19 protein-coding genes are annotated in these 23,150 nt (G+C 62.0%); 15 read left to right on the forward strand and 4 right to left on the reverse strand.

Going from position 1 to position 23,150, the window contains the following annotated elements; genetic code table 11:
- The first annotated feature begins 458 nt into the window (after positions 1-458).
- From urtE to LPB072_RS05845, 8 genes are all read left to right on the forward strand, one after another.
- The gene (gene urtE, locus LPB072_RS05810) at positions 459-1,157 is read left to right on the forward strand and encodes an urea ABC transporter ATP-binding subunit UrtE (protein WP_066088709.1); all 699 of its coding nucleotides are present in this window, start codon (positions 459-461) and stop codon (positions 1,155-1,157) included.
- Positions 1,158-1,351: 194 nt separating this feature from the next.
- Entirely contained in the window at positions 1,352-2,386 is a 1,035-nt protein-coding gene (locus LPB072_RS05815) for an ABC transporter substrate-binding protein (protein ID WP_066088713.1), read from the forward strand.
- Positions 2,387-2,532: 146 nt separating this feature from the next.
- Positions 2,533-3,369 (forward strand): ABC transporter ATP-binding protein, encoded by an 837-nt coding sequence (locus LPB072_RS05820; protein ID WP_066088842.1) that lies wholly within the window; start codon positions 2,533-2,535, stop codon positions 3,367-3,369.
- A 110-nt stretch (positions 3,370-3,479) separates the two neighbouring features.
- Positions 3,480-4,247, forward strand: coding sequence for an ABC transporter permease (locus tag LPB072_RS05825; protein ID WP_066088716.1), 768 nt, complete (start codon positions 3,480-3,482; stop codon positions 4,245-4,247).
- A 50-nt stretch (positions 4,248-4,297) separates the two neighbouring features.
- Entirely contained in the window at positions 4,298-4,774 is a 477-nt protein-coding gene (locus LPB072_RS05830) for a nucleoside deaminase (protein WP_066088719.1), read from the forward strand.
- Positions 4,774-5,604, forward strand: a complete 831-nt coding sequence (locus tag LPB072_RS05835) for an urease accessory protein UreD (RefSeq protein ID WP_066088722.1) — start codon at positions 4,774-4,776, stop codon at positions 5,602-5,604. The genes LPB072_RS05830 and LPB072_RS05835 overlap by 1 nt, the downstream gene beginning before the upstream one ends.
- 78 nt (positions 5,605-5,682) lie before the next feature.
- A complete protein-coding gene (locus LPB072_RS05840) occupies positions 5,683-6,918 on the forward strand; it encodes a multidrug effflux MFS transporter (RefSeq protein ID WP_066088725.1) in 1,236 nt (411 codons plus the stop codon).
- Positions 6,919-7,110: 192 nt separating this feature from the next.
- Positions 7,111-8,757: an FAD-binding oxidoreductase gene (locus LPB072_RS05845; RefSeq protein ID WP_066088728.1), complete on the forward strand. Its 1,647-nt coding sequence runs from the start codon at positions 7,111-7,113 to the stop codon at positions 8,755-8,757.
- Between the two features lie 25 nt (positions 8,758-8,782).
- Here the strand turns inward: LPB072_RS05845 and LPB072_RS05850 are convergent, their stop codons facing one another.
- Entirely contained in the window at positions 8,783-10,837 is a 2,055-nt protein-coding gene (locus LPB072_RS05850) for a hybrid sensor histidine kinase/response regulator (protein ID WP_066088731.1), read from the reverse strand.
- A 257-nt stretch (positions 10,838-11,094) separates the two neighbouring features.
- Between LPB072_RS05850 and LPB072_RS05855 the strand changes: the two genes are divergently transcribed.
- A complete protein-coding gene (locus tag LPB072_RS05855) occupies positions 11,095-11,613 on the forward strand; it encodes a DUF2889 domain-containing protein (RefSeq protein ID WP_231943437.1) in 519 nt (172 codons plus the stop codon).
- 121 nt (positions 11,614-11,734) lie between these two features.
- Here LPB072_RS05855 and LPB072_RS05860 read toward each other — a convergent pair whose 3' ends face one another.
- Complete coding sequence (locus LPB072_RS05860) at positions 11,735-12,859, reverse strand: serine hydrolase domain-containing protein (RefSeq protein ID WP_331245835.1); 1,125 nt, start codon at positions 12,857-12,859, stop codon at positions 11,735-11,737.
- Positions 12,860-12,965: 106 nt separating this feature from the next.
- Between LPB072_RS05860 and LPB072_RS05865 the strand changes: the two genes are divergently transcribed.
- Positions 12,966-13,397 (forward strand): PACE efflux transporter, encoded by a 432-nt coding sequence (locus LPB072_RS05865; RefSeq protein ID WP_066088737.1) that lies wholly within the window; start codon positions 12,966-12,968, stop codon positions 13,395-13,397.
- A gap of 13 nt (positions 13,398-13,410) precedes the next feature.
- Here LPB072_RS05865 and LPB072_RS05870 read toward each other — a convergent pair whose 3' ends face one another.
- A complete protein-coding gene (locus LPB072_RS05870) occupies positions 13,411-14,985 on the reverse strand; it encodes a benzoate-CoA ligase family protein (protein WP_066088739.1) in 1,575 nt (524 codons plus the stop codon).
- Positions 14,986-15,016: 31 nt separating this feature from the next.
- Positions 15,017-16,594 (reverse strand): 3,4-dehydroadipyl-CoA semialdehyde dehydrogenase, encoded by a 1,578-nt coding sequence (locus LPB072_RS05875; protein ID WP_066088742.1) that lies wholly within the window; start codon positions 16,592-16,594, stop codon positions 15,017-15,019.
- 181 nt (positions 16,595-16,775) lie between these two features.
- Here LPB072_RS05875 and LPB072_RS05880 point away from each other — a divergent pair, with 181 nt between their 5' ends.
- The 5 genes from LPB072_RS05880 (at position 16,776) to LPB072_RS23065 (ending at position 23,007) form a co-directional block, all read left to right on the forward strand.
- Entirely contained in the window at positions 16,776-17,714 is a 939-nt protein-coding gene (locus LPB072_RS05880) for a helix-turn-helix transcriptional regulator (protein WP_197508910.1), read from the forward strand.
- A 103-nt stretch (positions 17,715-17,817) separates the two neighbouring features.
- Complete coding sequence (gene boxC, locus LPB072_RS05885; protein WP_066088848.1) at positions 17,818-19,485, forward strand: 2,3-epoxybenzoyl-CoA dihydrolase; 1,668 nt, start codon at positions 17,818-17,820, stop codon at positions 19,483-19,485.
- Between the two features lie 137 nt (positions 19,486-19,622).
- Positions 19,623-21,050: a benzoyl-CoA 2,3-epoxidase subunit BoxB gene (gene boxB / locus LPB072_RS05890; protein WP_066088747.1), complete on the forward strand. Its 1,428-nt coding sequence runs from the start codon at positions 19,623-19,625 to the stop codon at positions 21,048-21,050.
- Between the two features lie 315 nt (positions 21,051-21,365).
- Complete coding sequence (boxA, locus tag LPB072_RS05895; protein WP_407927785.1) at positions 21,366-22,655, forward strand: benzoyl-CoA 2,3-epoxidase subunit BoxA; 1,290 nt, start codon at positions 21,366-21,368, stop codon at positions 22,653-22,655.
- Between the two features lie 178 nt (positions 22,656-22,833).
- Complete coding sequence (locus LPB072_RS23065; protein ID WP_231943438.1) at positions 22,834-23,007, forward strand: chlorhexidine efflux transporter; 174 nt, start codon at positions 22,834-22,836, stop codon at positions 23,005-23,007.
- Positions 23,008-23,150: the final 143 nt, after the last annotated feature.

A 23,150-nucleotide genomic window follows, 5' to 3' on the forward strand; every position in this document is an offset into this window, starting at 1 on the left:
CGCGGGGTCTGGCTGAACTCGCCTTCGGCTCAGACAACGCCAGCCCTGATCCGCGCGGGCCTGCGCTACTCGCCAGCGCATGACGGCGGAAGGCGGGAGCGGGAGAAGGCTGCCCTGCGGTCCCCCGGGGCAGCGCAACACCGCCTGATTCGTTTCGCCTGTGCCGCTCCCTTGTGGGGAGGTGCACCAAAGGCGCCGGGAGAGGTTGGGTCAGTATTTCGCCGTGTGGCCGGGCTGAGCAGCGCAGCGGCTGGCGGATCAGGGCGGGCGTTGTTTGAGCGAAGCGAGTTCAGCCCGACCCCGTCAGACGCGAGCAGCGCAAGGCACCGCGAAGCGGCCCGGACTTCGGCTCGCCTTTTCTTTGCTTACTTTCTTTTGGCGAAGCAAAAGAAAGTGAGTCGCCAGCCGGGGCGAGATCCGGCACGCCTCTCGAACGAAGAGCAAACAAGGAAGACAAAATGAGCCTCCTGCAAGTCAAAGAAGTCAACCAGTACTACGGCGGCAGCCACATCCTGCGCAACGTCAACCTCACCGCCGAGCTGGGCCAGGTCACCGTGGTGCTGGGCCGCAACGGCGTGGGCAAGACCACGCTGCTGAAATCCCTCATGGGCCTGGTCCCGATCAAGAGCGGCAGCATCGCGCTCGATGGCCAGGCCATCGACAAGGCCACCCCCTACGAGCGGGCGCGCGCAGGTGTGGGCTATGTGCCTCAGGGGCGGGAAATCTTCGGTCGCCTGACCGTGGAAGAGAACCTGCTGATGGGGCTGGCCTACAAGAAGGGCAGCACCCCCATTCCCGCCGAACTGTTCGAGCTGTTTCCGGTGCTCAAGCAGATGCTGCAGCGCCGCGGCGGCGACCTCTCCGGCGGACAGCAGCAACAGCTCGCCATTGCCCGCGCGCTGGCCGCCGGCCCCAAGCTGCTGATCCTGGACGAGCCCACCGAGGGCATCCAGCCCAACATCATCAAGGACATCGGGCGCGTGATCCGCATGCTGGCCGACCGCGGCAACATGGCCATTGTGCTGGTGGAGCAGTATTACGACTTCGCCGAAGAGCTGGCCGACCAGTACGTGGTGATGGAGCGTGGCGAGGTGATCGCCAGCGGACCGGGCAGCGAGATGCAGGCCAAAGGTGTGCGCCAGATGGTGGCGATCTGACGCCGCCCCGGGTCTACCGGGACTCGACGCACCGATGTGGGCGCCAGGCGCCGGGGTTCACAAATTTGGTGCGTGCCTGGGGCCCCGGAGCGACCGCGGCTCTGGCATCGATATTGCTCAACAGCATCCACCCACACAGGGTCCTTCGCCCGGATCCGCAGTGCAAACCCATTGGCCCACGGAGCATTCCATTCATGAACAAGCGTCACGCCCTATCCACCCTCGCCGCACTGGTGTCCTTTGCCGCTCTCGGCAGCGTCGCCCATGCCGAAACCCCGATCAAGTTCCAGCTCGACTGGCGCTTTGAAGGCCCTTCGGCCCTGTTTTTGCACCCCGAGGCCAAGGGCTACTTCAAGGCGGCGGGGCTGGACGTGACGGTGGATTCGGGCAACGGCTCGGGCGGCACGGTCACCCGCGTGGCATCCGGTTCCTACGACATGGGTTTTGCCGACATGGCCGCCCTGATGGAGTTCCATGCCAACAACCCCGATGCGCCGAACAAGCCGGTGGCGGTGATGATGGTCTACAACAACACGCCGGCGGCGGTCATGGCGTTGAAGAAAAGCGGCATCACCAAGCCCGCCGACCTGAACGGCAAGAAGCTGGGCGCGCCGGTGTTCGACGCGGGACGCAAGGCATTTCCGATTTTTCAGAAAGCCAACAATGTGACCAGCGTGGCCTGGACCTCGATGGACCCGCCGCTGCGCGAAACCATGCTGGTGCGCGGTGACATCGATGCCATCACCGGTTTCGGCTTCACCTCCCTGCTCAACCTGGAAGCCCGCGGCGTCAAGGCGGCCGACGTGGTCATGATGAACTACGCTGACTACGGGGTGAAGCTGTACGGCAACGCCATCATCGCCAGCCCCAAGCTGATCAAGGAGAACCCGGCGGCCGTCAAAGCCTTCCTGCTGGCCTTCAGCAAAGGGGCCAAGGAAGTGATGGCCAGTCCGGCGGTCGCGATCGAGAGCGTCAAGGCGCGCGACGGCATCGTGAATGTGGCGCTGGAAACGCGCCGCCTGCAGCTGGCGGTGGACACCGTGCTGGCCACGCCCGACGCGCGCAAGGAAGGCTTCGGGCAGGTGGTGCCGGCGCGCCTGGCGCTGATGGCCTCTCAGGTTTCCGACGCCTACAACACCAAGGCGCGCATCGACCCCGCCGCCGTCTGGGACGGCAGCATGCTGCCCCCGGCCGCAGCATTGAACGTCTTGCCGCCAGCGAAGAAGTGAGCCTTTTCAGGCATTGAAGCGGGCCGCGCGTTGACGCGTGTGGCCTGCGCCCACCGGCGAGCAATGCCGGTTGGGTCAGTCTGGCTTTTTGTTGGTTTTCAGGGCAGGGCGCTGTGGTGGCCTGTCCGCTTCCGGATCACCCCCCCATGGCAGAAGATTTGGCGCCCGCCACTGACACACCCTTTGTCGAATTTGATCAGGTCTGGCTCGCCTACAACGACGAGTTGCTGGCCAAAAACACCTTCGCGGTGGAGGACATCAACCTCAAGGTCAAGCGGGGCGAGTTCATCGCCATCGTGGGGCCGTCGGGTTGTGGCAAGTCCACCTTCATGAAGCTGACCACGGGTCTGCGCATGCCGAGCATGGGCAGGATCCGCATCGACGGGCAGCCGGTGACCGGCCCGTTGAAAATTTCGGGCATGGCGTTTCAGGCGCCGTCATTGCTGCCCTGGCGCACGACGCTGGACAACGTTTTGCTGCCGCTGGAAATTGTGGAGCCCTTTCGCAGCCAGTTCAAGGACCGCAAGCGCGAGTTCGCCGAGCGCGCCAGCAAGCTGCTCGAAAGCGTCGGGCTGGCGGGCATGGAGAAGAAGTTTCCCTGGGAGCTTTCAGGCGGCATGCAGCAGCGCGCGAGCATTTGCCGCGCCCTGATCCATGAGCCCAAGATGCTGTTGCTCGACGAGCCGTTCGGCGCGCTCGATGCGTTCACGCGCGAGGAGCTCTGGTGCACCCTGCGCGATTTGTGGGAAGCGCAGCAATTCAACGTCATCCTGGTCACCCACGATTTGCGCGAGTCGGTGTTTCTGGCCGACACGGTGTACTGCATGAGCAGGAGCCCGGGGCGGTTCGTGGTGCAGCGCGAGATCGAGATCCCGAGGACCAGGGATCTGGAAGTGACCTACACGCCCGGCTTCACCGACATCGTGCACGAACTGCGCGGCCACATCGGCGCGCAGAGAGGGGCTCCCCCTGCGCCGGCCTGACGGTCGCCTCCCCCAGGTGGCAACCCCTGCGGCCGGTCAAAGCCCGTTCCACGGCGTTCCTTGTTGACACCCTCGCTCGCCGTCTTTTCTCGTTACGTACTGGAAACTCCGTGAAGAACAACAAACAACTTGAACGCTGGTCACCGCTGTTGCTGCTGATCGCCATCGTCGTGATCTGGGAAGTGATCACCAGCGGCTTCGGGGTTTCGGAGTTCATTTTCCCCAGCCCTTCGCGGATCTGGATACAGACGCTGGAATACAAGGAAGTGATTCTGGGTCACGCCTGGCGCACCTTCTGGGTGACGATGGTGGGCTTTGCCATTGCCATCGTGGTGGGCGTGCTGGGGGGCTTTCTGATCGGCAGTTCGCGGCTGGCCTACGTGGCGATCTATCCGTTGATGACGGCCTTCAATGCCTTGCCCAAGGCGGCGTTCGTGCCCATTCTCGTGGTCTGGTTCGGCATCGGTGTGGGCCCGGCGGTGCTGACGGCATTTCTCATCAGTTTTTTTCCCATCATGGTCAACATCGCCACCGGCCTGGCCACGCTGGAGCCCGAGCTGGAAGATGTGCTGCGGGTGCTGGGCGCCAAGCGCTGGGACGTGTTGACCAAGGTTGGCCTGCCGCGCTCCATGCCGTACTTCTTCGGCTCGCTCAAGGTCGCCATCACGCTGGCTTTCGTGGGCACCACGGTGTCGGAGATGAGCGCGTCCAACGAAGGCATCGGCTACCTGCTGATTTCCGCCGGCAGCTCCATGCAGATGGGCCTGGCGTTCAGCGGCCTGCTGGTGGTGGGCGCCATGGCCATGGCGATGTACGAGCTGTTCAGCTTCATCGAGAAGCACACGACCGGCTGGGCCCATCGAGGCAGCCAGCACTGAGCGCCCTCCCGCCGCGCCGGTCGGCTTTTCCTTTCGTCACAATCTCCTCCATGAACGTTGATCAGATTCAAAAGCATTTGCTGCGGGCCAATGAGGTGGCCATGCGCGCGGCCGGCATGGGGCGGCACCCGTTCGGGGCCTTGCTCGTGGCGCCGGATGGTGAAACGGTGTTGGCCGAGCAGGGCAACATCGACACGGTGAACCACGCCGAGTCGACGCTGGCCCGGCAGGCGGCGGACAACTGGCCGGGCGCGTACCTGGCGCGCTGCACCCTGGTGACCACCTTCGAGCCCTGCGCGATGTGCACCGGCACGCTGTATTGGGCCAACATCGGGCGCGTGGTCTACGGCGCCAGTGAAACCGACTTGCTGGCCATGACGGGCAACCACGAAGAGAACCCGACGCTGTCGCTGCCATGCCGCGAAGTGCTGGCGCGCGGGCAAAAGGCGATCGAGGTGATCGGCCCGGTGCCCGAACTGACCGAAGAGATGCTGGCGCCGCACCGCGATTTCTGGGCCGCGCGCTGATGGCCTGGCAAGCGAACCTCGCGCTCGACTACCGGCTCAACGGCGCGCGCACCGTCTTGCACCACGAACACGACGGCCCGTTGCGCATCCTCAAGAGCCTCTACCCAGAGGGCGATGCGATCTGCCACAACGTGATCGTGCACCCGCCGGGCGGGCTGGTTGGCGGCGATACGCTGGACATTCGGGTTCGGGTACAGGAGGGCGCGCATGGCCTGATCAGCACGCCGGGCGCCACGCGCTTCTACGCCTGCGATGATGAGCCGGCCACGCAACGCGTGCATCTCGCGCTTGAGCCAGGGGCCCGGCTCGAATGGCTGCCTCTGGAAGCCATTGCCTATCCAGGTTGCCGGGCCAGGAACCAGTGGCAAGCCACGCTGGCCGAGGGTGCTGAGCTGCTGGCCTGGGATGTGACCGCTCTGGGGTTGCCCAATGCGAACCAGCCCTTTGTTTTCGGACACTTTGAGCAACATATGAGCATTCCCGGGCTGTGGCTGGAACAGGCTCAGATCGAGGCCGGCGATCTTCGATTGCTTGACTCGCCATTGGGCCTGGGTGGGTTGCGCTGCATGGGCACCATGCTGCTGGCTGCGGGCACAGCGCTGACGCGCGCGCGGCGCGAGTTGTTGCTGGGCTCGGTGCGTGACGTGCTGGCGGAGCCCCCTGAGGGTGTTCGGGTCGGCGCGACCTGCCCCAATGACCACATGTTGGTGGTGCGCGCAGCAGCGCCGCTGGTCGAGCCACTGATGGGTTGCCTGCAAACGGTGTGGGGTGTTCTGCGGTCGGCGGGTTGGGGCGAGGGCGTTCAAGCGCCACGTATCTGGCGCGTTTGAGCAATTGCAACTGGCACGCGGTGACAGCGGGTGAATTCCACCCCGTGACAGGGACTGGGTGCCATACCGGTTAGCCTCATGGGCATGCCTATCGCGCCGCCACCTCAAACCGCTTCCATCTCACCCTGGTTGTTACCCAACCTGCTGGCCCAACTTGCCTTTGGCTTGCTGGCCATGACGATGAACCTGCCTTCCATGCAGGAGTGGGGCGCTTTGCTCAATGGCAGCCCGGCTGCGGTGCAGCTCACCTTCAGTGCCTACCTGGTGAGCTACGGCGTCTTTCAGCTGGTTTATGGACCGTTGTCTGACCAGATCGGTCGCAAGCCTACGTTGCTGGTGGGTCTGAGCATCGCAGTGATGGGGTCGGTATGGGCGGCGCTGGCCACCAGTCTGCCGATGTTGACAGCGGCGCGGGCGCTGCAGGGGGCCGGATGTGCCGCAGGCATGGTGGTCGGGCGGGCGATGGTTCAGGATCTTTTTCAAGGGCCGCAGCGGACCCGGGTGATGGCCTATGTGGGCATGGTGATGGGTTTGTGTCCGCCTCTGGCCACTGTGATCGGCGGGCAGTTGCACGTTCACCTGGGATGGCAGTCGAATTTTGTGGTGATGGCGCTGGTGGCGGCTGGATTGTGGGTGGCCGCCTGGCGTGGATTGCCCAGCCATGTCAAGGCCACACAGGTGCGTCCGCACTGGTTTGGTGCGATGGTGTCGTCCTATGCGCAGCTTGCCCGTGAGCCTTCGTTTCTGCTGTTCGTGGTGGTGTTGTCCATGATGAGCGCCACCTTCTACGCGTTTCTGGCTGCTGCGCCCGGCGTATTGGGCACCTTTGGCGTGGGGCCCGACGGGGTCGGTTTCTACATCATGCTGGTGCCGCTGTCTTACATCGTTGGCAATTTTCTGACTTCGCGACTGGCGCATCGAGAAAACGACCGCGGCATGATGCTCTGGGGCCAGGTGTTGACCTTGACCGGCATTTCATTGATGGGCGGGCTGGCCTGGAGTGGCGTTGAGTCGCCACTGGCGTTTACGGGTCCTTTGATGTTGCTGGGGCTGGGCAACGGTTTGCTGGTGCCTCCAGCATTGGCGGGCACCGTGGGTCTGGTGCCCGCTTTGGCGGGTTCTGCGGCGGCGGTGGCAGGGCTGACACAGCAACTGATGGGGGCACTCGGCGGTTTCGCGGTGGGCCTGCTGCCGCAAACCGATGCCAAACCCCTGGCGTTGCTCATGTTGCTGCTGGCTGGTGTGGGCGCGCTCGCCCAGTGGCGCTTGTTTCAGCGCGCGTCGCCGACGCCCCCGGGGCCTGTCAGGCAGTGAAGACAGGTTTTGTTCACGGCAGTGCAAATTTGTTAACTTTTGTTTCAATTGCCGGAACCTATATCAACTCAACTGGGCATGAAGACCTAAAATTTGAGTGAGGCTTTGATTGAATGGGCAGGCCACAGTCGCATGGTTTGCCTGTCCGTACCAAGGTCTCGGTTCAAAACAACTGGTTCAGGGAGTTTCGCTGTGGTCACGTCTTTCATTGAGGCGCTTTCGCGCCTGCCTGGTATTGAATTGTTGGATGGGAAACAGGCGGCAACAGCCTATGGGCAGGACACCGGGGGATGTCGCCGTCTGCCGGCAGGGGCAATTGCGGTGAATACCGCTGGCACCATTCGAGAGATATTGGCATTGGCCAATATGCACAAAACCCCCTTGTGGCCCATCAGCGGAGGACGCAACTTCGGTTATGGCACCTCGCTGCCAGTGGATTCCCGCAGTTTCATTCTGGATTTGTCGCGTCTGCGCGGCGTACAGATCGATGCAGATTCCTGCACTGCACTGATCGAGCCTGGCGTGACACAGGCCGACCTGCATGCTGCGATCGAGCGAAGTGGTGTGCGCTTGTTGGTCCCGACAACCGGTGTGGGTCCCAACGGCAGCATCCTGGGCAATGCGCTGGATGGTGGTTATGGGCTCACGCCGGTGGCCGATCACTTTGAAGCCGTTTGTGAGTTCGAGGGTTTCTGGGGCAATGGCACACCGTTTCGCCACGTCTACCAGGAAATGGCCTGTTCGGAAATGGCCAAGCGATGGACCCAGGGCATCGGCGCTTCCTGGGCAGGGTTGTTGCGTCAAGGCAGTTTCGGTGTGGTGACGCGAGCGCGGGTTCAACTGGCCAGGGTGCCGGAAGCGACGCGCATCCTGGTGTTTGAATGGAAGAGCGACGAGGCGCTGGAAGCCAGTCAGGCGGCTCTGAGCGCCTTGACGGAGGATATCCCGGGCATTGGCGGCATCATCATGATGAACGATGCGCGGGTGCTTTCGACCCAACTCGATGCGCCTTTGGCAAGTCCGCTCAAGGGCGATGCGCGGGTGGCCTATCTCAGTCAGCTGGCCAGGGAACGCAAGGTGTCTCCCTGGACCGGCCTGGGCACCTTGTACGGTTCACGCGATGCCGTAGCCGGTTCGGTGCGCGATGTGCGCCGGCGTTTGAAACACTGCACAGTCTGGAGCTTCAGCCCGGCCCAAATTCGTTTGCTGCAAAAAACCCTGCACCATTTGCCCAAATGGGGATTTTCAGCTTTGCGGCGACATTTTGGATCGTTGGTCAACACGCTGGGCACGGTAGAGGGCTACCCCATCGTGGCGTTTCTGAAAATTGCCTATGCCCTTGATCCCAGCGTCAAGACGCTGACCGTGGCGGCGCATCCAGCGAAAGATGGCGTGGGCATTCTTTGGTACGCGCCGTTGCTGCCGTTCACGGCGGGCGATGTGAAACGCTACCGCAGGGTGATGAGCGATTGCCTGGGTACCAATGGGTTCGATCCCTTGCTGGCCGTGACTTCGCGTTCGTCGCGTGCCTTGTCGGGCACGATCCCGATTTTGTTTGACCGATCCAACCCGGTTGAGGTGGAGCGCGCCCACCACTGCTACCGCGAGTTGGTGAAGGTGGGTCTGGCCAATGGCTGGCCGCCTTACCGCATCGGTGTGAACTACATGGATTTGGTGGCTTGCCGTGCGGATTCGTCCAATGCGAAATTGCAGCGTTTGCTCAAACAGGCGCTGGATGGCAATGGCATTGTCGCCTCGGGCCGCTATGCCCACCAGTCACCCGAAGCGGGGCTGGCGCGACAAGCACTCAGCGATGTGCTGGCACCGGTGGATCACTGAATGGTGCACAAGAGCCCGGCAGGGGTCAGTTGAAGGGTGCTGCCTTGCCAGGCATGTTTTTCGCCAGACGGTCAATGGTGATCAGGATGTCTTGAACCTTGTCGGGCTTGTGTATCAGCTCATCCACGCCGACCTTTGCTGCCTCGTAGCGCAGGGTGTCCGACAGGTTGCCGGAAGCGATCGCCACAGGGGTTGAGGGTGAGCGCGCTTTGACGGCGCGAGCAAACTCAAGGCCGTTGAAGGCGTGCATGTTGTAGTCGGTGATCACCAGATCAAACAGCTCAGGCGCCTTGCAAAATTCCCGCAAGGCGCTGTTGGCGTTGCTGAAAATGCTGATGCGATAGGCGCGTTTTTCCATCAGCCGCTGCATCAACGAGGTCATGAGTTCGTCGTCATCGACATACATGATGTGCGCCTGTGTCGTGTTGGGATCACGAAAATCGCCAATCTGCTCCAGCGGGCCGAGGTCGGTCATCAGCGCTGCCGGTGCGCTGACCATGGCGTCGGCATCGTCGATGTCGGCCGGAAAATACACCGAAAAGGAGGAGCCTTGCCCTACGGTGCTCTGCACATCCAGAATGGCCTGGTGTTCCGCCAGAATGCCGTGCACCACAGCCAGTCCCAGTCCCGTGCCCAGGCCGGGCCGTTTGGTGGTGAAAAATGGTTCGAAGATGCGTGTTCGGGTGGCTTTGCTCATGCCCTCGCCGTTGTCACTCACCGTGATGCGCGCCCATGTGCGGGTTTGCGCTTCTTCCAGGTTCAGGCTTGCCAATACCTTCGCATCGGTATTGGGCGGCAGGCCATGGTAGGTCTCGAGTGACACGCTGACAACGCCGAGGCGCCCGGATGGTACGGCCTGCCATGCGTTGGTCAGCAGGTTGAGCAGCACCTGCTCGATCTTGGTGGCGTCGGCCATGACACGTGGCGTCTGGGATTCGCAGCGCACCTGCATGTCGAAGCCTGCGGGCATGTTGGTGCGCACCATCTTGGCGGTTTCCTCCAGCATGCTCTTCAATCGCATGCTCTTGCGTTGAACCTGCTGGCGGCGACTGAAGGCCAGAATTTGCTGAACGAGTTCTTTGGCCCTTCGGCTGGCGGTCCGGATTTCGAGAACGCTGGTGCGCGCCGGATGGCTTGGGTCCAGGTCGTCCAGCGCCAGGGCCACGTTGCCTGAAATGGCGGCCACGATGTTGTTGAAGTCGTGGGCCACGCCGCCTGCCAGGGTGCCCAGGGCCTCCATCTTTTGCCCTTCGCCGGTCTTGGCATCGAGCTGGGCTCGCAGGGCCTCGGCTTCCCGCCGTTCGGTGATGTCAAAGTCGATGCAATACAGCTCTGGCTCGTAGCCAGGCATTTCGACGAAGGCATGGCTGGAAAAAACGTTGATGGCCGTGCCATCTTTGCGCACCAATGTGAGGTCGCCTTCCGGAATGGCTTTGCCCGTTTGAATCATGCGGGCGACCTCGGCCAGCACGCCGTCGTGCATGTCTTCGGGAATGATCAAATCAAGCAGATTCTTGCCAATGGCCTCTTTTGCCGTGTAGCCATAAATGCGCTCCGAGGCTTTGTTCCAGTAACGTGTGGTGAGGTCCATCCCGTAGCCTTGAACCGACACGTTGGAGAGACCGTCGAGCATCTGGCGAAAGCGCTCGTTGTTGTCACGCAGGCTGGTGTCGACGCGCCGGCTCTGGGTGATGTCAATGATGAGGACGTTCCAGCCGACGGCGCCCTGCGGCAGGCGCTCGGGTCGACCAACGCCGTGCAGCCACTTGGGTTTACCGGAGGGTGTGGTGATGCGCCATTCATAGGCCCAGTCTTTGAGGCTGGAGGCGGATTGTTCGATGGATGCGCGAAAGGGCTCCATATCGCGGGGGTCGACCAGTGCCCACAAGGCGGCCGTGTCTCTTTCGATGGATTGGTTGCTCACCTCCCACAGCGCAGTGCAACCGCCACTCATCCGGGAAATACGCTCGTTCCCCAGCCCATCACGCACATAGTGAAAGAACGCGCCAGGCAGCTCGTGTGCCATGGTTTGAAGCGGTGTGACCTGGACCGCTTGCGCCGGGTCGTCGTGGGGTGGCACTCAATACTCCTGGAAACTGCTGGGTAGGTTCCGTGCGGACGGGTTGCATCAGAGGCACGGTTGTCCGATTCTGACCGATGAATACCCCAGTATTGGGCATAGGAAGGGGAATCAAAGCATGCATTTGAGGGATCGCAGATCCCTTGTTCGTCGCCTTTGATGCAGGGACCATCAAGCACTTCGGGGAAAATCAGGACCTTTCCCTACAACCGACAGGTCACACCTTGCCATTGCCAGCCCCCCAACCTCGCAAACCCATGCACACCCGGCGCGTTGAATACCGCGGGTTTCAACGTGAGGACGGCCTGTGGGACATCGAGGGCGAGATGCTCGATACCAAGCCACACGCCATGGTGATTGAAGGTGAGCGCGAGTGGGCGCCGAACGAGCCCATTCACCACATGCACATCCGTGTCACGCTGAACGATGCCTTTGTCATTCAGGCGATCGTGGTAGCCATGGATGCCTTTCCTCATCAGCCTTGCCCGCAGGCTCAGGCGCCCATGCAGCGACTGGTTGGCGAAACGCTGGGGCGTGGGTGGCGCAAAACCATTGAGCGCCATTTGGGCGGCATTGAGGGCTGCACCCATTTGCGAGAGCTGTTGTTCAACCTCGCCACGGCGGCTTTTCAAACGCGTTCGGCCTCTTTCGCCCTGCCACCCGATGGCCGGCCCCCCATGCATCTGGGCCAGTGCCTGGCCTGGGACTTCAACGGGCCGGTGGTCGAAAAGGTTTACCCGATGTTTTTTCGCTGGCGGTCTCCGGTCAGGACTTAGGGCCTTTTCACCCCGGTTGCTCCCGGAAAAAGCAGTCCGGGCAAGCCCTAGTCAACCAGCGTGGCATAGGCCAGGTTGCGAAACAGGTTTCGAATCGGGTCGCGCTGGTTGGGCGCCTGCGTCATGAGAATGCCGAAGAAATCTTCGACGGGATCCACAAAGAACGTGGTTCCCGCAATACCCCCCAGTGGTAGGTACCGACCGATCCCGGCATGGTGGACACGCCCAGCTGGGTGCGAACGGCAAAACCCAGGCCAAAGCCATGGCCAGGAGGCAGCAGGTCTTCCTTGCTGGGAATGTCGCCAAGGTGGTCAGCCGTCATGAAGTCGACGGTGTGCGAACCGAGCAGGCGCGTGCCGTCGAGTTCGCCGCGGTTGAGCAAACATTGCAGGAAGCGCGCATAGTCGCTCGTTGTGGACATCAGACCGCCGCCGCCGGCTTCCATGGCGGGTACTTCACGCGGGTTGAGCACGCGCAAAGGGATGCCGCCATCGGGGTCGTGGGCGAAGGGTTCAGCGATGCGGTGGTGGTCTTCTTCGGGTACCGAGAACCCCGTATCGACCATGCCCAGCGGATCAAAGACCGTCTGCTTCAGGTGCACGCCCAGTGACTGGCCTGTGATCACTTCAACCAGCCGGCCCAGCACATCGGTGGCTCGACTGTAGGCCCATTGGGTGCCCGGGGCATGCAACAAGGGCATGGGTGCGAGGGTTTGGCTGAACTCGGCATTGCTGCGCGCGCGGCTGCCGATCTGGGCTTTGGCATAGAGGCGCTGAACGTGGGCCGTGCCCATGAACTCATAGGTCAGACCGGCGGTGTGGCGCAACAGGTCTTGTACCGTGGCGGACTGGCTCACGGGGTGCAGTTCCACACCCTGGGGCGTTTCCACCGCCAGCTGTTGGTTGGCGAATTCGGGCAGGTAGGTGGCCACCGGCTCGTTGAGCATGACCCGGCCCTGTTCAACCAGCATCATCGCGGCGACCGACACCACGGGCTTGGTCATGGAGTAGATGCGGAAGATATCGCTGGTTCGCATGGGCACACAGGCTGCGGGGTCGCTCTGGCCCACGGCCGCGTGCAAGGCAACCGAGCCATGGCGCGCCAGCATCACCACCGCGCCTGGAATGTAGCCCCGGTCCACCTCGCGCTGCAACACGTCCATCAGGCGCTGTGTGCGCAGCGAACTCAAGCCCAGGTTGTCGGGCTCATTGGGAGACAGGCTGGCGACTGGCGTGTGGTTTGGCATGGCGGCTCCGCAAAGGGGTTGGCGAGGGTCTCTAAGGTATTCAATCTTAGGGGCCTTGCGGGTCCTCGCGTGACGCGTTGGCGTCGCAAGGCACAATCGCCAGTCCATGAAACTCGCACCCCGCACCCGCCGAATCGTTCAAGCCGTTCTCTACGAAGCCTTGGCGGTGGGGTTTGTGGCACCGGTCTTGAGTCTCGTGTATGGCCAGGCGCCCCTGTCGGCTCTGGGCCTGACACTGACCATGTCGTTGATCGCGCTGGCCTGGAACTACGGATTCAATGCGCTGTTTGAACGATGGGAGGCGCGCCAGACGGTCAAGGGCCGTTCATGGGCTCGGCGCGCGGCACATGGAGCCCTGTTTGAGGGTGGTCTGGCGCTTATTCTGGTGCCGGTGATGGCCCTGTGGCTGGGTGTTTCATTGTGGGAAGCCTTCGTGGCCGACATCGGAATCCTGGTGTTCTTTCTGGTGTACACGGTGGTGTTCACCTGGGTGTTCGACCGGGTATTTGGCTTGCCGGGCGCTGCGCTCAAAAGCTGAGCGCAGCCAGGCCTCAGGCCCCAAACTGGCGCTGTGTTTCCAGTTCGCGCAGCTTGAAGCGCTGAATCTTGCCCGTGGCGGTTTTGGGCAGTTCGGTCACGAACTCAATGAACCGGGGGTATTTGTAAGGGGCCAGCTTTTCTTTCACAAAAGCCTGCAGCTCTTGCTCGGTGGCTTGTGCGCCCGACTTCAACACCACATAGGCTTTGGTTTTGGTCAAGCCCTCGGCATCTTGTTTGCCGATCACCGCCACTTCCAGCACAGCCGGATGTTGCACCAGCGTGGCCTCCACTTCAAAAGGGCTCACGTAGATGCCGCTGACCTTCAACATGTCGTCGTTGCGGCCTGCGTAGGTGTAGTAGCCGTCGGGATCGCGGGTGTATTTGTCACCGCTCTTGGTCCAGGGGCCTTGAAAGGTTTCGCGCGACTTGGCCCGGTTGTTCCAGTAGAGCAGGGCAGCGCTGGGCCCGGCGATGTAGAGATCGCCGATCTGGTTGGCGCCGTGGATCACCTTGCCGTCTTCATCGCGCAATTGCACCTCGTAACCGGGTACGGCCTTGCCGGTGGTTCCGTAGCGCACATCACCCGGGCGGTTGGACAGGAAGACATGCAGCATTTCTGTGCTGCCAATGCCATCGATGATTTCGCAACCAAAGCGCGCGGTCCATCGCTCGCCAATGTCACGCGGCAAGGCTTCACCGGCCGATGAGCACAGGCGTAGCGCCACCTGGGCCTTTTCTGGCAGGTCAGGGCTGGCCAGCATGCCGCCGTAGCCCGTGGGTGCACCGTAGAAAACGGTGGGCTGTTGTTCCACCAGGCGCTTGAACGTCGCTTGTGGTGTGGGGCGCTCGGCCATCAACACCACGGTGGCGCCCACGCTCAGCGGGAACGACAGCGCATTGCCCAGGCCGTAGGCGAAGAACAGCTTGGCAGCCGAAAACACCGTGTCGCTTTCGCGCAGGTCGAGCACGCCTTTGCCATACAGTTCGGCCGTCCAGTAGAGGCTGGTTTGGGTGTGTACCGTGCCTTTGGGCGCTCCAGTGGAGCCACTCGAATAGAGCCAGAAGGCGGGTTCATCACCGTGGGTGTGGGCGCAGGGCCCGGGGGCGTGGACCGTCAGCAATTGAGCGAGGTCAAGGGCGTGTCCGGGCAATGTCTCGGTGGGCCGCGAGACGATCACGTGCCGTACATCGTTGGCGCTGCTGGCCATCGCCGCTTGCAACGCGGGCAACAATGCCGCGGACACCAGGGCCGCCTGGGCGCGGCTGTTGGCGAGCATGTAGCCATAGTCTTCTGTGGTGAGCAGTGTGTTCACACAAACCGGCACAACACCGGCGTGTAGGGCGCCCAGAAAGCTCACCACCCAGTCGCTGCAATCGTGCATCAGCAGCAGCACCCGGTCTTCGCGCCGCAGCCCCAGGGCGCTCAGAGCGGCCGACATGCGCTGAACGTTTTCTGTCAACTGACCATAGGTCATGCTGCCGGCATCGTCAATCAGGGCGGTTTTGCCAGAACGGTTGGCGTTGACCTCTGTCAGGTGGCGAGCGAAGTTGAAATGCTCGGGTGGGGTGGCGGTGTTGTCGCTCATGGGGTGTCTCCTCGTGCTTGGCCGGGTGTGTTCAAGGCTGGAATGGTGAGGCGCTTTGGGCCAGTATGTCCAGTGCTGCCGTGCTTGCCTGCACGGCGCTCCGGCGGTGATAGAAATTCAGCGCACGCAAGCCGCCCAGTTCTTCACCGCCGCCCGCGCGGCCTGGTCCGCCATGCAGGCTCATGGGCATCACATTGCCGTGGCCACTTTGAACCGCGGCCACGTCGGGCGAAATTGCATGCACGCGGCCATGGCTGTCGGCCAGCGCCAGCGTGGCCCTGGCGCAGAACGCGGGGTCGCTGCTGTAGAGCGAGCAGACCAGCGACCCTTCCCCTCTGCGAACCAGCGCATAGGCCTGTTCTTCATTGTCGTAGGCCATCAGCGTGGCAACCGGTCCGAACACCTCCACAGCATGCAACACCTTGGCACTCTCCGGGTCGCGCGAGCCCAGCAACACAGGCGATACGCAGGCAGCCACATTGGCGTCTGCATCGACCAGGGGGGTCGGCTGGCCGTCGTACAAAACCTCGGCCTCCGTCTTCAGGTGGGCAATGCCGGATGTGACCCCGTCGAATTGTTCGCGGCTCACAAGGGCACCCATCCGTACGCCTTCATTGCGGGGGTTGCCGACAGTGCATTTGGACAGTTTGGCGGCGATGGCCTTTGCGGCCGGTTCGTACAGCGCACGCGGCACGAAAATCCGGCGAATGGCGGTGCATTTCTGGCCGCTCTTGACGGTCATTTCGCGCACCACTTCGCTCACCAGCAGATGGAAGGCCTCGTCGCCATCCGTGGCGGTGGGGTCGAGCAGGGCACTGTTCAGGCTGTCGGCCTCGATGTTGCAGCGAACCGATCTTTCCGCTATGGCCGGGTGGCTGCGGATGATCCTTGCGGTCTCTGCAGAGCCGGTGAAGCTCACCACATCAAATGGCTTCAACTGGTCCATCAGCCCGGCAGATGACCCGCAGACGATGGACAGTGCCCCCGCGGGCAACACGCCGGCGTCGACCACATCTTTCACCATGCGCTGGGTGAGCCAGGCCGTGGCTGTGGCCGGTTTGACGATCACTGGCACGCCCGAGAGCAAGGCTGGAGCGGCTTTTTCCCACAAACCCCAACTCGGGAAATTGAAGGCGTTGATGAAAAGCGCCACCCCCCGCGTGGGGTTCATAACGTGTTGCGTCTGGAAGACCGGGTCTTTGGCCATGCGGATGCGCTCGCCATCGAGCAGGCAGTGGGCTTCGCCCAGGGCATCGCCTTGTTTGGCGTAGTAGCCCAGGGTGAAGATGGCGCCGTCGATGTCGACTGCGGAGTCCCGGGTGACCGTGCCGCAGTTGGCCGTGGCGATCTCGTAGTAGGCGTCGCGGTTCGCCTGAAGGACCTTCACCACGTCGGTCAGCAAGGCAGCGCGCTGCTTGTAGTTGAGGGCACGCAGGGCTGCGCCTCCTTGTTCGCGAGCGTAGGTGAAGCCTTCGGCGAGATCCAGGCCTGCTCGACCCACGCGGACCAGCGGTGTACCGAGTACCGGGTCGAACAGGGTGGTGCCTTCGTCGGTGGCGGTTTGCCAGCGACCGGCGAAGTGGTTGGGCAGAAGAGGGTGGTTGTTCATGAGCGTTTCCGTTGGCGCCGGGAGGGCGAGGAGGGGCTGGGCTTTTCGCTTCAGGCGAATCGCGCTATAAATGCACTATTCTGCGCATTGCACTTCATGCATTAAAGTGCATGTTTTAAAGCAAAACAAGTCCCCCTAGGGTTTTCCCTTTATTGCGACCCCCATGAAAGACCCTGCCGTTATGGATCCCACTGTTGCCGTCTCGGCCGCCGATCCATCCACCGATGACGCAGAGCGCAACCCGTTCTTGGTCGCGCTGGGCGACCGGGTGCGCACCTTGCGCTCGCGCCGTGGCATGACGCGCAAGGCCGTCGCTCTGGCGGCCGAGGTGTCGGAGCGCCATTTGGCCAATCTCGAATACGGCACCGGCAACGCATCAATTCTGGTGTTGTTGCAGGTATCGCAGGCGCTGCACTGTTCCTTGTCCGAGTTGCTGGGCGATGTGACCACCTCGTCTCCCGAATGGTTGCTCATAAGGGAGCTGCTTGAAAACCGCAGCGATGCCGACTTGCGGCGCGCGCGCGTGGCGATCGGGGCGTTGCTCGATGGCGCAGGGCTGGTTGATGCGGGCGGTGAAAACCGCCGTGCGCGCGTGGCTTTGGTGGGCTTGCGTGGCGCAGGCAAATCCACGCTGGGTCAGCGGTTGGCCGATGACCTGGGGTTTCCGTTTATTGAACTGAGCCGTCAGATCGAACAGTTTGCGGGTTGCAGCATCAATGAAATCCATGCACTGTATGGCACGCCTGCCTACCGGCGCTATGAGCGACGGGCGCTGGAAGAGGCCATTCAGATATATCCCGAGGTGGTGATCGCCACGCCGGGTGGGCTGGTGTCCGACGCGGCCAACTTCAACCTGATGCTCACCCATTGCACGACCGTCTGGCTGCAAGCCGATCCGGCCGATCACATGGCGCGGGTCGCAGCGCAGGGCGATATGCGTCCGATGGCTGCCAGCCGCGAGGCCATGGACGATCTGAAACGCATTCTGGCCGGGCGATCGGCGTTTTATGCCAAGGCCGACCTGGCATTCAATACCAGTGGACACAGCGTCGAAGGCGCATTTGAGGGCTTGCGATCCCTTGTTCGGGAAAAGTTGACTGATTTTGTCGGAGATGCATAAAAATGCACGTTTCATAAAAATATGAATTATTATTCATGTGACCAGATCGCCTGACCGGTTTTTCGGTCGGGAGCCGCAGCCCAGCTGACCCATGGAGACCGATATGACTGCCAGTGCCAACCCCAATAGCGTCGATTACCGCACCAACCCCAGCCAGTACCAGCACTGGAAGCTCAGTGTCGATGGCGCCGTGGCCACGCTGGCTGTGGACATCAATGAAGACGCCGGCATCCGACCCGGCTACAAATTGAAGCTCAACAGCTACGACCTCGGTGTGGACATCGAACTGCACGACGCGCTCAACCGGGTGCGGTTTGAACACCCTGCGGTGCGCACCGTGGTGGTCACCAGCCTGAAGGACCGCGTGTTCTGTTCGGGTGCGAACATTTTCATGCTGGGTCTGTCGACCCATGCATGGAAAGTGAACTTCTGCAAATTCACCAACGAGACCCGCAACGGCATCGAAGACAGCAGCGCACATTCGGGGCTGAAATTCCTGGCCGCTCTCAACGGGGCTTGCGCGGGTGGTGGGTATGAGTTGGCCCTGGCCTGCGATGAGATTTTGCTGGTGGATGACCGTTCCTCTGCCGTGAGCCTGCCCGAAGTGCCGTTGCTCGGCGTGTTGCCGGGTACCGGTGGTCTGACCCGAGTGACCGACAAACGCCATGTTCGCCATGATCTGGCCGATATCTTTTGCACCACCAGCGAAGGCGTGCGTGGCAAGAAAGCCGTGGACTGGCGGCTGGTTGATGCGGTTGTCAAGCCGCAGCAGTTCGCTGCCGCTGTTCAAGAGCGCGCCATGCAGCTGGCTGAAAAGAGCACGCGCCCAGCCGATGGCAAGGGCGTGGCCTTGCCCCGCCTCGAGCGCACCGACAGCGCCGACGGCATTGCCTATCAGCATGTCAACGTGGCCATCGACCGCGCCAACCGCAATGTCACGATCACCGTCAAGGCGCCAACAGGCGCACAGCCCACCGACATCGCCGGCATCGAAGCCGCAGGTGCCGCCTGGTACCCGCTGCAAATGGCGCGTGAACTGGACGACGCGATCCTGTGCCTGCGCACCAACGAGCTGGACATGGGCACCTGGTTGCTCAAGACCGAAGGCGATGCGACCGCTGTTTTGCTCAACGATGCCTTGATGCTGGCGAACAAGGGCCACTGGCTGGTCAATGAAACCATCGGTCTGATGCGTCGCACCTTTGCCCGCCTCGATGTGTCTTCGCGCAGCCTGTTTGCCTTGATTGAAGAAGGCTCCTGTTTTTCGGGTTCACTGGCCGAACTGGCATTTTGCGCAGACCGGGCCTACATGCTCGCGCTCCCCGACGATCCGGAGAAGGCGCCCAAGATGCAGTTGAGCGAGTTCAACCTGGGCTTGTTACCGATGGTGAACAACCAGTCGCGCCTGCAGCGCCGTTTTTATGAAGAAGCGGCACCCATGGAAGCGGTTCGCTCAGCCGTGGGCAAAGGGCTCGACGCCGACGCGGCATTCGACCTGGGGCTGGTCACCGCTGCGCCTGATGACATCGACTGGACCGACGAAATCCGTATCGCACTGGAAGAGCGCGCCGCCATGTCGCCCGATGCGCTCACCGGCCTGGAAGCCAACCTGCGTTTTGCCCAGAAGGAAAACATGGCTACGCGCATCTTTGGTCGCCTCACGGCCTGGCAAAACTGGATCTTCCAGCGCCCCAACGCCGTGGGTGAGAAGGGTGCCTTGAAGGTTTACGGCAAGGGCGAAAAAGCCGCATTCGACATGAACAGAGTATGACTCCCCGCTGCGCCGCGCTGCGCGCGTCTTTCCCCTCAGGGGGACGGCGCTGGTGGCCCGGCAAAGCCGGTTCCACGGCGCCCTTGTATTGAATATCTTCGCGCCACCGCTTCCATATCCACCAACAGGAGAACAGCATGTCAGCCATCAACTACAGCGACAAGATTCCCAACAACGTCAACCTGAGCGAAGACCGCACCTTGCAGCGCGCTCTTGAACACTGGCAGCCTAACTACCTGCAATGGTGGCAGGACATGGGTCCAGAAGGCTCGCAAGACTTTGACGTCTACCTGCGCACCGCGGTCAGCGTCGACCCACAAGGCTGGGCGCAGTTTGGCCATGTGAAGATGCCCGACTACCGCTGGGGCATTTTCCTGAACCCGGGCGAGCAAGACCGCAAGATCCACTTCGGCGACCACAAAGGCGAAAACGCCTGGCAAGACATTCCAGGCGAACACCGCGCCAACCTGCGCCGCATCATCGTGACCCAGGGCGATACCGAGCCAGCATCGGTGGAGCAACAGCGTCATCTGGGCCTCACCGCGCCCAGCCAGTACGACTTGCGCAACCTGTTCCAGGTCAACGTGGAAGAAGGCCGCCACCTGTGGGCCATGGTGTATTTGCTGCACAAGCATTTCGGCAAAGACGGCCGGGAAGAAGCCGAGGCGCTGCTCGAGCGCAACAGCGGTAACGCCGACAACCCGCGCATCCTGCAGGCCTTCAACGAGAAGACGCCCGATTGGCTGAGTTTCTTCATGTTCACCTATTTCACCGACCGCGACGGCAAGTTTCAGCTCTGCGCTTTGGCCGAATCCAGCTTCGATCCACTGGCGCGCACGACCAAGTTCATGCTGACCGAAGAAGCGCACCACATGTTCGTGGGCGAGAGCGGCGTGGGCCGTGTGATCAGCCGAACCTGCGCGGCCATGAATGAGTTGAAGACCGACGACGTGGGCAAGTTGCGCACCGCCGGTGTGATCGACCTGCCCACCCTTCAGCGCTACATCAACTTCCATTTCAGCGTGACCATCGACCTGTTCGGTGCCGATGAATCAAGCAATGCCGCCACCTTCTATTCCACCGGTCTGAAAGGCCGCTACGAAGAAGGCAAGCGCGACGATGACCATTTGCTCAAGGGCGATACCTACAAGGTGCTCAACATCGTCGACGGCAAGCTGGTGGAAAAAGAGGTGCCCATGCTCAACGCCCTGAACGAAGTGCTGCGCGACGACTACATCAAAGACAGTGTGGGTGGCGTGGACCGCTGGAACCGCTTGATCGAGAAGGCCGGTATCGACTTCCGTTTGAGAGTGCCGCACAAAGCTTTCCACCGCAGCATCGGTGCCCTGTCGGGCGCCAAGGTGTCGCCCGATGGCCGCGTGGTGAGCGAGCAGGAGTGGAGCCAGCGCAAAGACGAATGGCTGCCCAGCGACGCCGATCGCGCCTACGTGGGTTCGCTCATGGGCCGGGTGGTTGAGCCAGGCAAATTCGCCAACTGGATCGCGCCACCGGTCATGGGTATCAACCGCCAGCCGGTGGACTTTGAATACGTCAGGTTCGGATAACTGTTGACCCCCCCCCCGCGCCGCGCCCAAGGGCTCGTCACCCCCCAGGGGGCGATGCCTGCGGGCCGGGAAGCCCGGGCCCACGGCATCCTGGGTTTGGGTACGCACGCCGGAAGAGTGAACGTGGATTCTTCTCTTCTGCGGGGCACGCTCTTGAGCATGGGTTGGGGTGACTGACGCAGTGAGGTCAAGGAGGCGTCGGGCGAAAGCCGGCGGGGGGCGCGAACGAGGTCAATCACCCCAGCCCATGCGCCGCCACGAAGTCACCAGAAGCCAGACAATAGAGCCTTCGCGAAGAAGCAACGGAGACACCAGATGAACGCCCCCATGGAAGCCGCTGTGATCAAGCAGCATTTGATCGACCCCGAGATTTGCATTCGTTGCAATACCTGCGAATCCATCTGCCCGGTCGGGGCGATCACGCACGATTCGCGCAACTACGTGGTTGACGCCACCAAGTGCAACTGGTGCAACGACTGCATTTCGCCATGCCCCACCGGTTCGATAGACAACTACCGCAAGGTTTTGCGCGTCAAGGCCTATTCACTTGAGGAGCAATTGGGCTGGGACGAGTTGCCTGGCGAAATTCCCAGCGCCGAACTGGCCGCCATGGCCGGAGACGACGCCGAGGTTGAGGCACCTGACGCCGAGGCTGCTGTGCCGGTGCCAGCGACACTGTCGTCAGGCGAAGAAGTGTTCAACTCGTCGGCCTTTGGCGCCACGCTGCCGCCATGGAGCGCGGCCCACGTGTACACCAACCTTTATGGCCCCAAAGCCGCACTGAAGACCATCACCGCCACCGTGACGGGCAATGTGCGCGTGACCGAAGTGGGTCACGAATACGACACCCACCACGTGGTGCTGGACTTCGGATCGATGCCGTTTCCGGTGCTGGAAGGGCAAAGCATTGGCGTGGTGCCGCCCGGCACCGATGAAAAAGGCAAAGCGCACTTCGCTCGTCAGTACAGCATTGCCAGTCCGCGCAACGGCGAGCGGCCGGGCTACAACAACCTGTCGCTGACCATCAAGCGCGTGCTTGAAGACCACCAGGGGCAGCCGGTTCGAGGCGTGGCAAGCAACTTCATGTGCGATTTGAAAGTAGGCGACAAGGTCGAGGTCATTGGCCCGTTTGGCGCCAGCTTTCTGATGCCCAACCACCCGCGCTCCAATATCGTGATGATTTGTACCGGCACGGGCAGCGCGCCCATGCGAGCCATGACGGAATGGCGCCGCCGCCTGCGCGCCTCGGGCAAGTTCGAGTCGGGCAAGCTGATGCTCTTTTTTGGGGCTCGAACGCAGGAGGAACTGCCTTATTTCGGGCCGTTGCAAAGCCTGCCCAAAGACTTCATCGACACCAACTTCGCTTTCAGCCGAACGCCTGGGGCTCCCAAGCGTTACGTGCAGGATGCCATGCGCGAGCGCGCCGCCGATCTGGCTGTCTTGCTGCAGGACCGCAACACCTACTTCTATGTGTGTGGCTTGAAAAGCATGGAGGAAGGCGTGGTGCTCGCACTGCGCGATGTGGCCGTCAAGGCGGGCCTGAGCTGGAACGCCCTGAGCGCTTCGCTCAAGAGCGAAGGTCGCTTGCATCTGGAGACCTACTGATCGCCTGACGGCAGGGGGGAGCGCCGGGCTCCCAACTCAGGGGTTAGCGCCGATTCAATTTTGACCACCAGCCAATCGAATTTTGACCAGAGGTCAGAGCTGCCTTTGTGAAGCTCGGTTGTGGGCAACTATAGGCGGGAAGCCTCGGCCGGACCTCCCTTTCATGGGTTGATCTGCTGTGTTCCCAGCGGGTCTGGTGATGGCGCTTTGGTCGGGGGTTACGCTGTTGCAAGCGCTGATCGCGGACATGGCGATATTGGTGTTTTTCCTCGTGTGCACCGTGGTGTTCACTTGGGCGTTTGACCGGGTGCTCGGCTTGCCGCAGGTCGCCGCTGAGCACATCATCCCTTGATGGGCTGAACCGGGTAGGCATGGCCGGTTTTAGCCAACGGGAGAGCGCCTTTCAAGCTTGAGACTGGCTCTGGTGGGTCGAAATAGGTGTTGTTCACGCACCATTTCCCGCTTAAGTCCTTCGTATTTCTTCCGATACTCTCA

Origin of the sequence: Hydrogenophaga crassostreae (assembly GCF_001761385.1) — a bacterium.
Lineage (GTDB): Bacteria > Pseudomonadota > Gammaproteobacteria > Burkholderiales > Burkholderiaceae_C > Hydrogenophaga > Hydrogenophaga crassostreae.

What these genes read in the sequence shown, in the direction of transcription:
- urtE (WP_066088709.1), top strand. Translation starts at nt 459, where the DNA reads ATGAGCCTCCTGCAAGTCAAAGAAGTCAACCAGTACTACGGCGGCAGC.
- LPB072_RS05815 (WP_066088713.1), top strand. Translation starts at nt 1,352, where the DNA reads ATGAACAAGCGTCACGCCCTATCCACCCTCGCCGCACTGGTGTCCTTT.
- LPB072_RS05820 (WP_066088842.1), top strand. Translation starts at nt 2,533, where the DNA reads ATGGCAGAAGATTTGGCGCCCGCCACTGACACACCCTTTGTCGAATTT.
- LPB072_RS05830 (WP_066088719.1), top strand. Translation starts at nt 4,298, where the DNA reads ATGAACGTTGATCAGATTCAAAAGCATTTGCTGCGGGCCAATGAGGTG.
- LPB072_RS05835 (WP_066088722.1), top strand. Translation starts at nt 4,774, where the DNA reads ATGGCCTGGCAAGCGAACCTCGCGCTCGACTACCGGCTCAACGGCGCG.
- LPB072_RS05840 (WP_066088725.1), top strand. Translation starts at nt 5,683, where the DNA reads ATGGGCATGCCTATCGCGCCGCCACCTCAAACCGCTTCCATCTCACCC.
- LPB072_RS05855 (WP_231943437.1), top strand. Translation starts at nt 11,095, where the DNA reads ATGCACACCCGGCGCGTTGAATACCGCGGGTTTCAACGTGAGGACGGC.
- LPB072_RS05860 (WP_331245835.1), bottom strand. Translation starts at nt 12,859, where the DNA reads ATGCCAAACCACACGCCAGTCGCCAGCCTGTCTCCCAATGAGCCCGAC.
- LPB072_RS05865 (WP_066088737.1), top strand. Translation starts at nt 12,966, where the DNA reads ATGAAACTCGCACCCCGCACCCGCCGAATCGTTCAAGCCGTTCTCTAC.
- LPB072_RS05870 (WP_066088739.1), bottom strand. Translation starts at nt 14,985, where the DNA reads ATGAGCGACAACACCGCCACCCCACCCGAGCATTTCAACTTCGCTCGC.
- LPB072_RS05875 (WP_066088742.1), bottom strand. Translation starts at nt 16,594, where the DNA reads ATGAACAACCACCCTCTTCTGCCCAACCACTTCGCCGGTCGCTGGCAA.
- LPB072_RS05880 (WP_197508910.1), top strand. Translation starts at nt 16,776, where the DNA reads ATGGATCCCACTGTTGCCGTCTCGGCCGCCGATCCATCCACCGATGAC.
- boxC (WP_066088848.1), top strand. Translation starts at nt 17,818, where the DNA reads ATGACTGCCAGTGCCAACCCCAATAGCGTCGATTACCGCACCAACCCC.
- boxB (WP_066088747.1), top strand. Translation starts at nt 19,623, where the DNA reads ATGTCAGCCATCAACTACAGCGACAAGATTCCCAACAACGTCAACCTG.
- boxA (WP_407927785.1), top strand. Translation starts at nt 21,366, where the DNA reads ATGAACGCCCCCATGGAAGCCGCTGTGATCAAGCAGCATTTGATCGAC.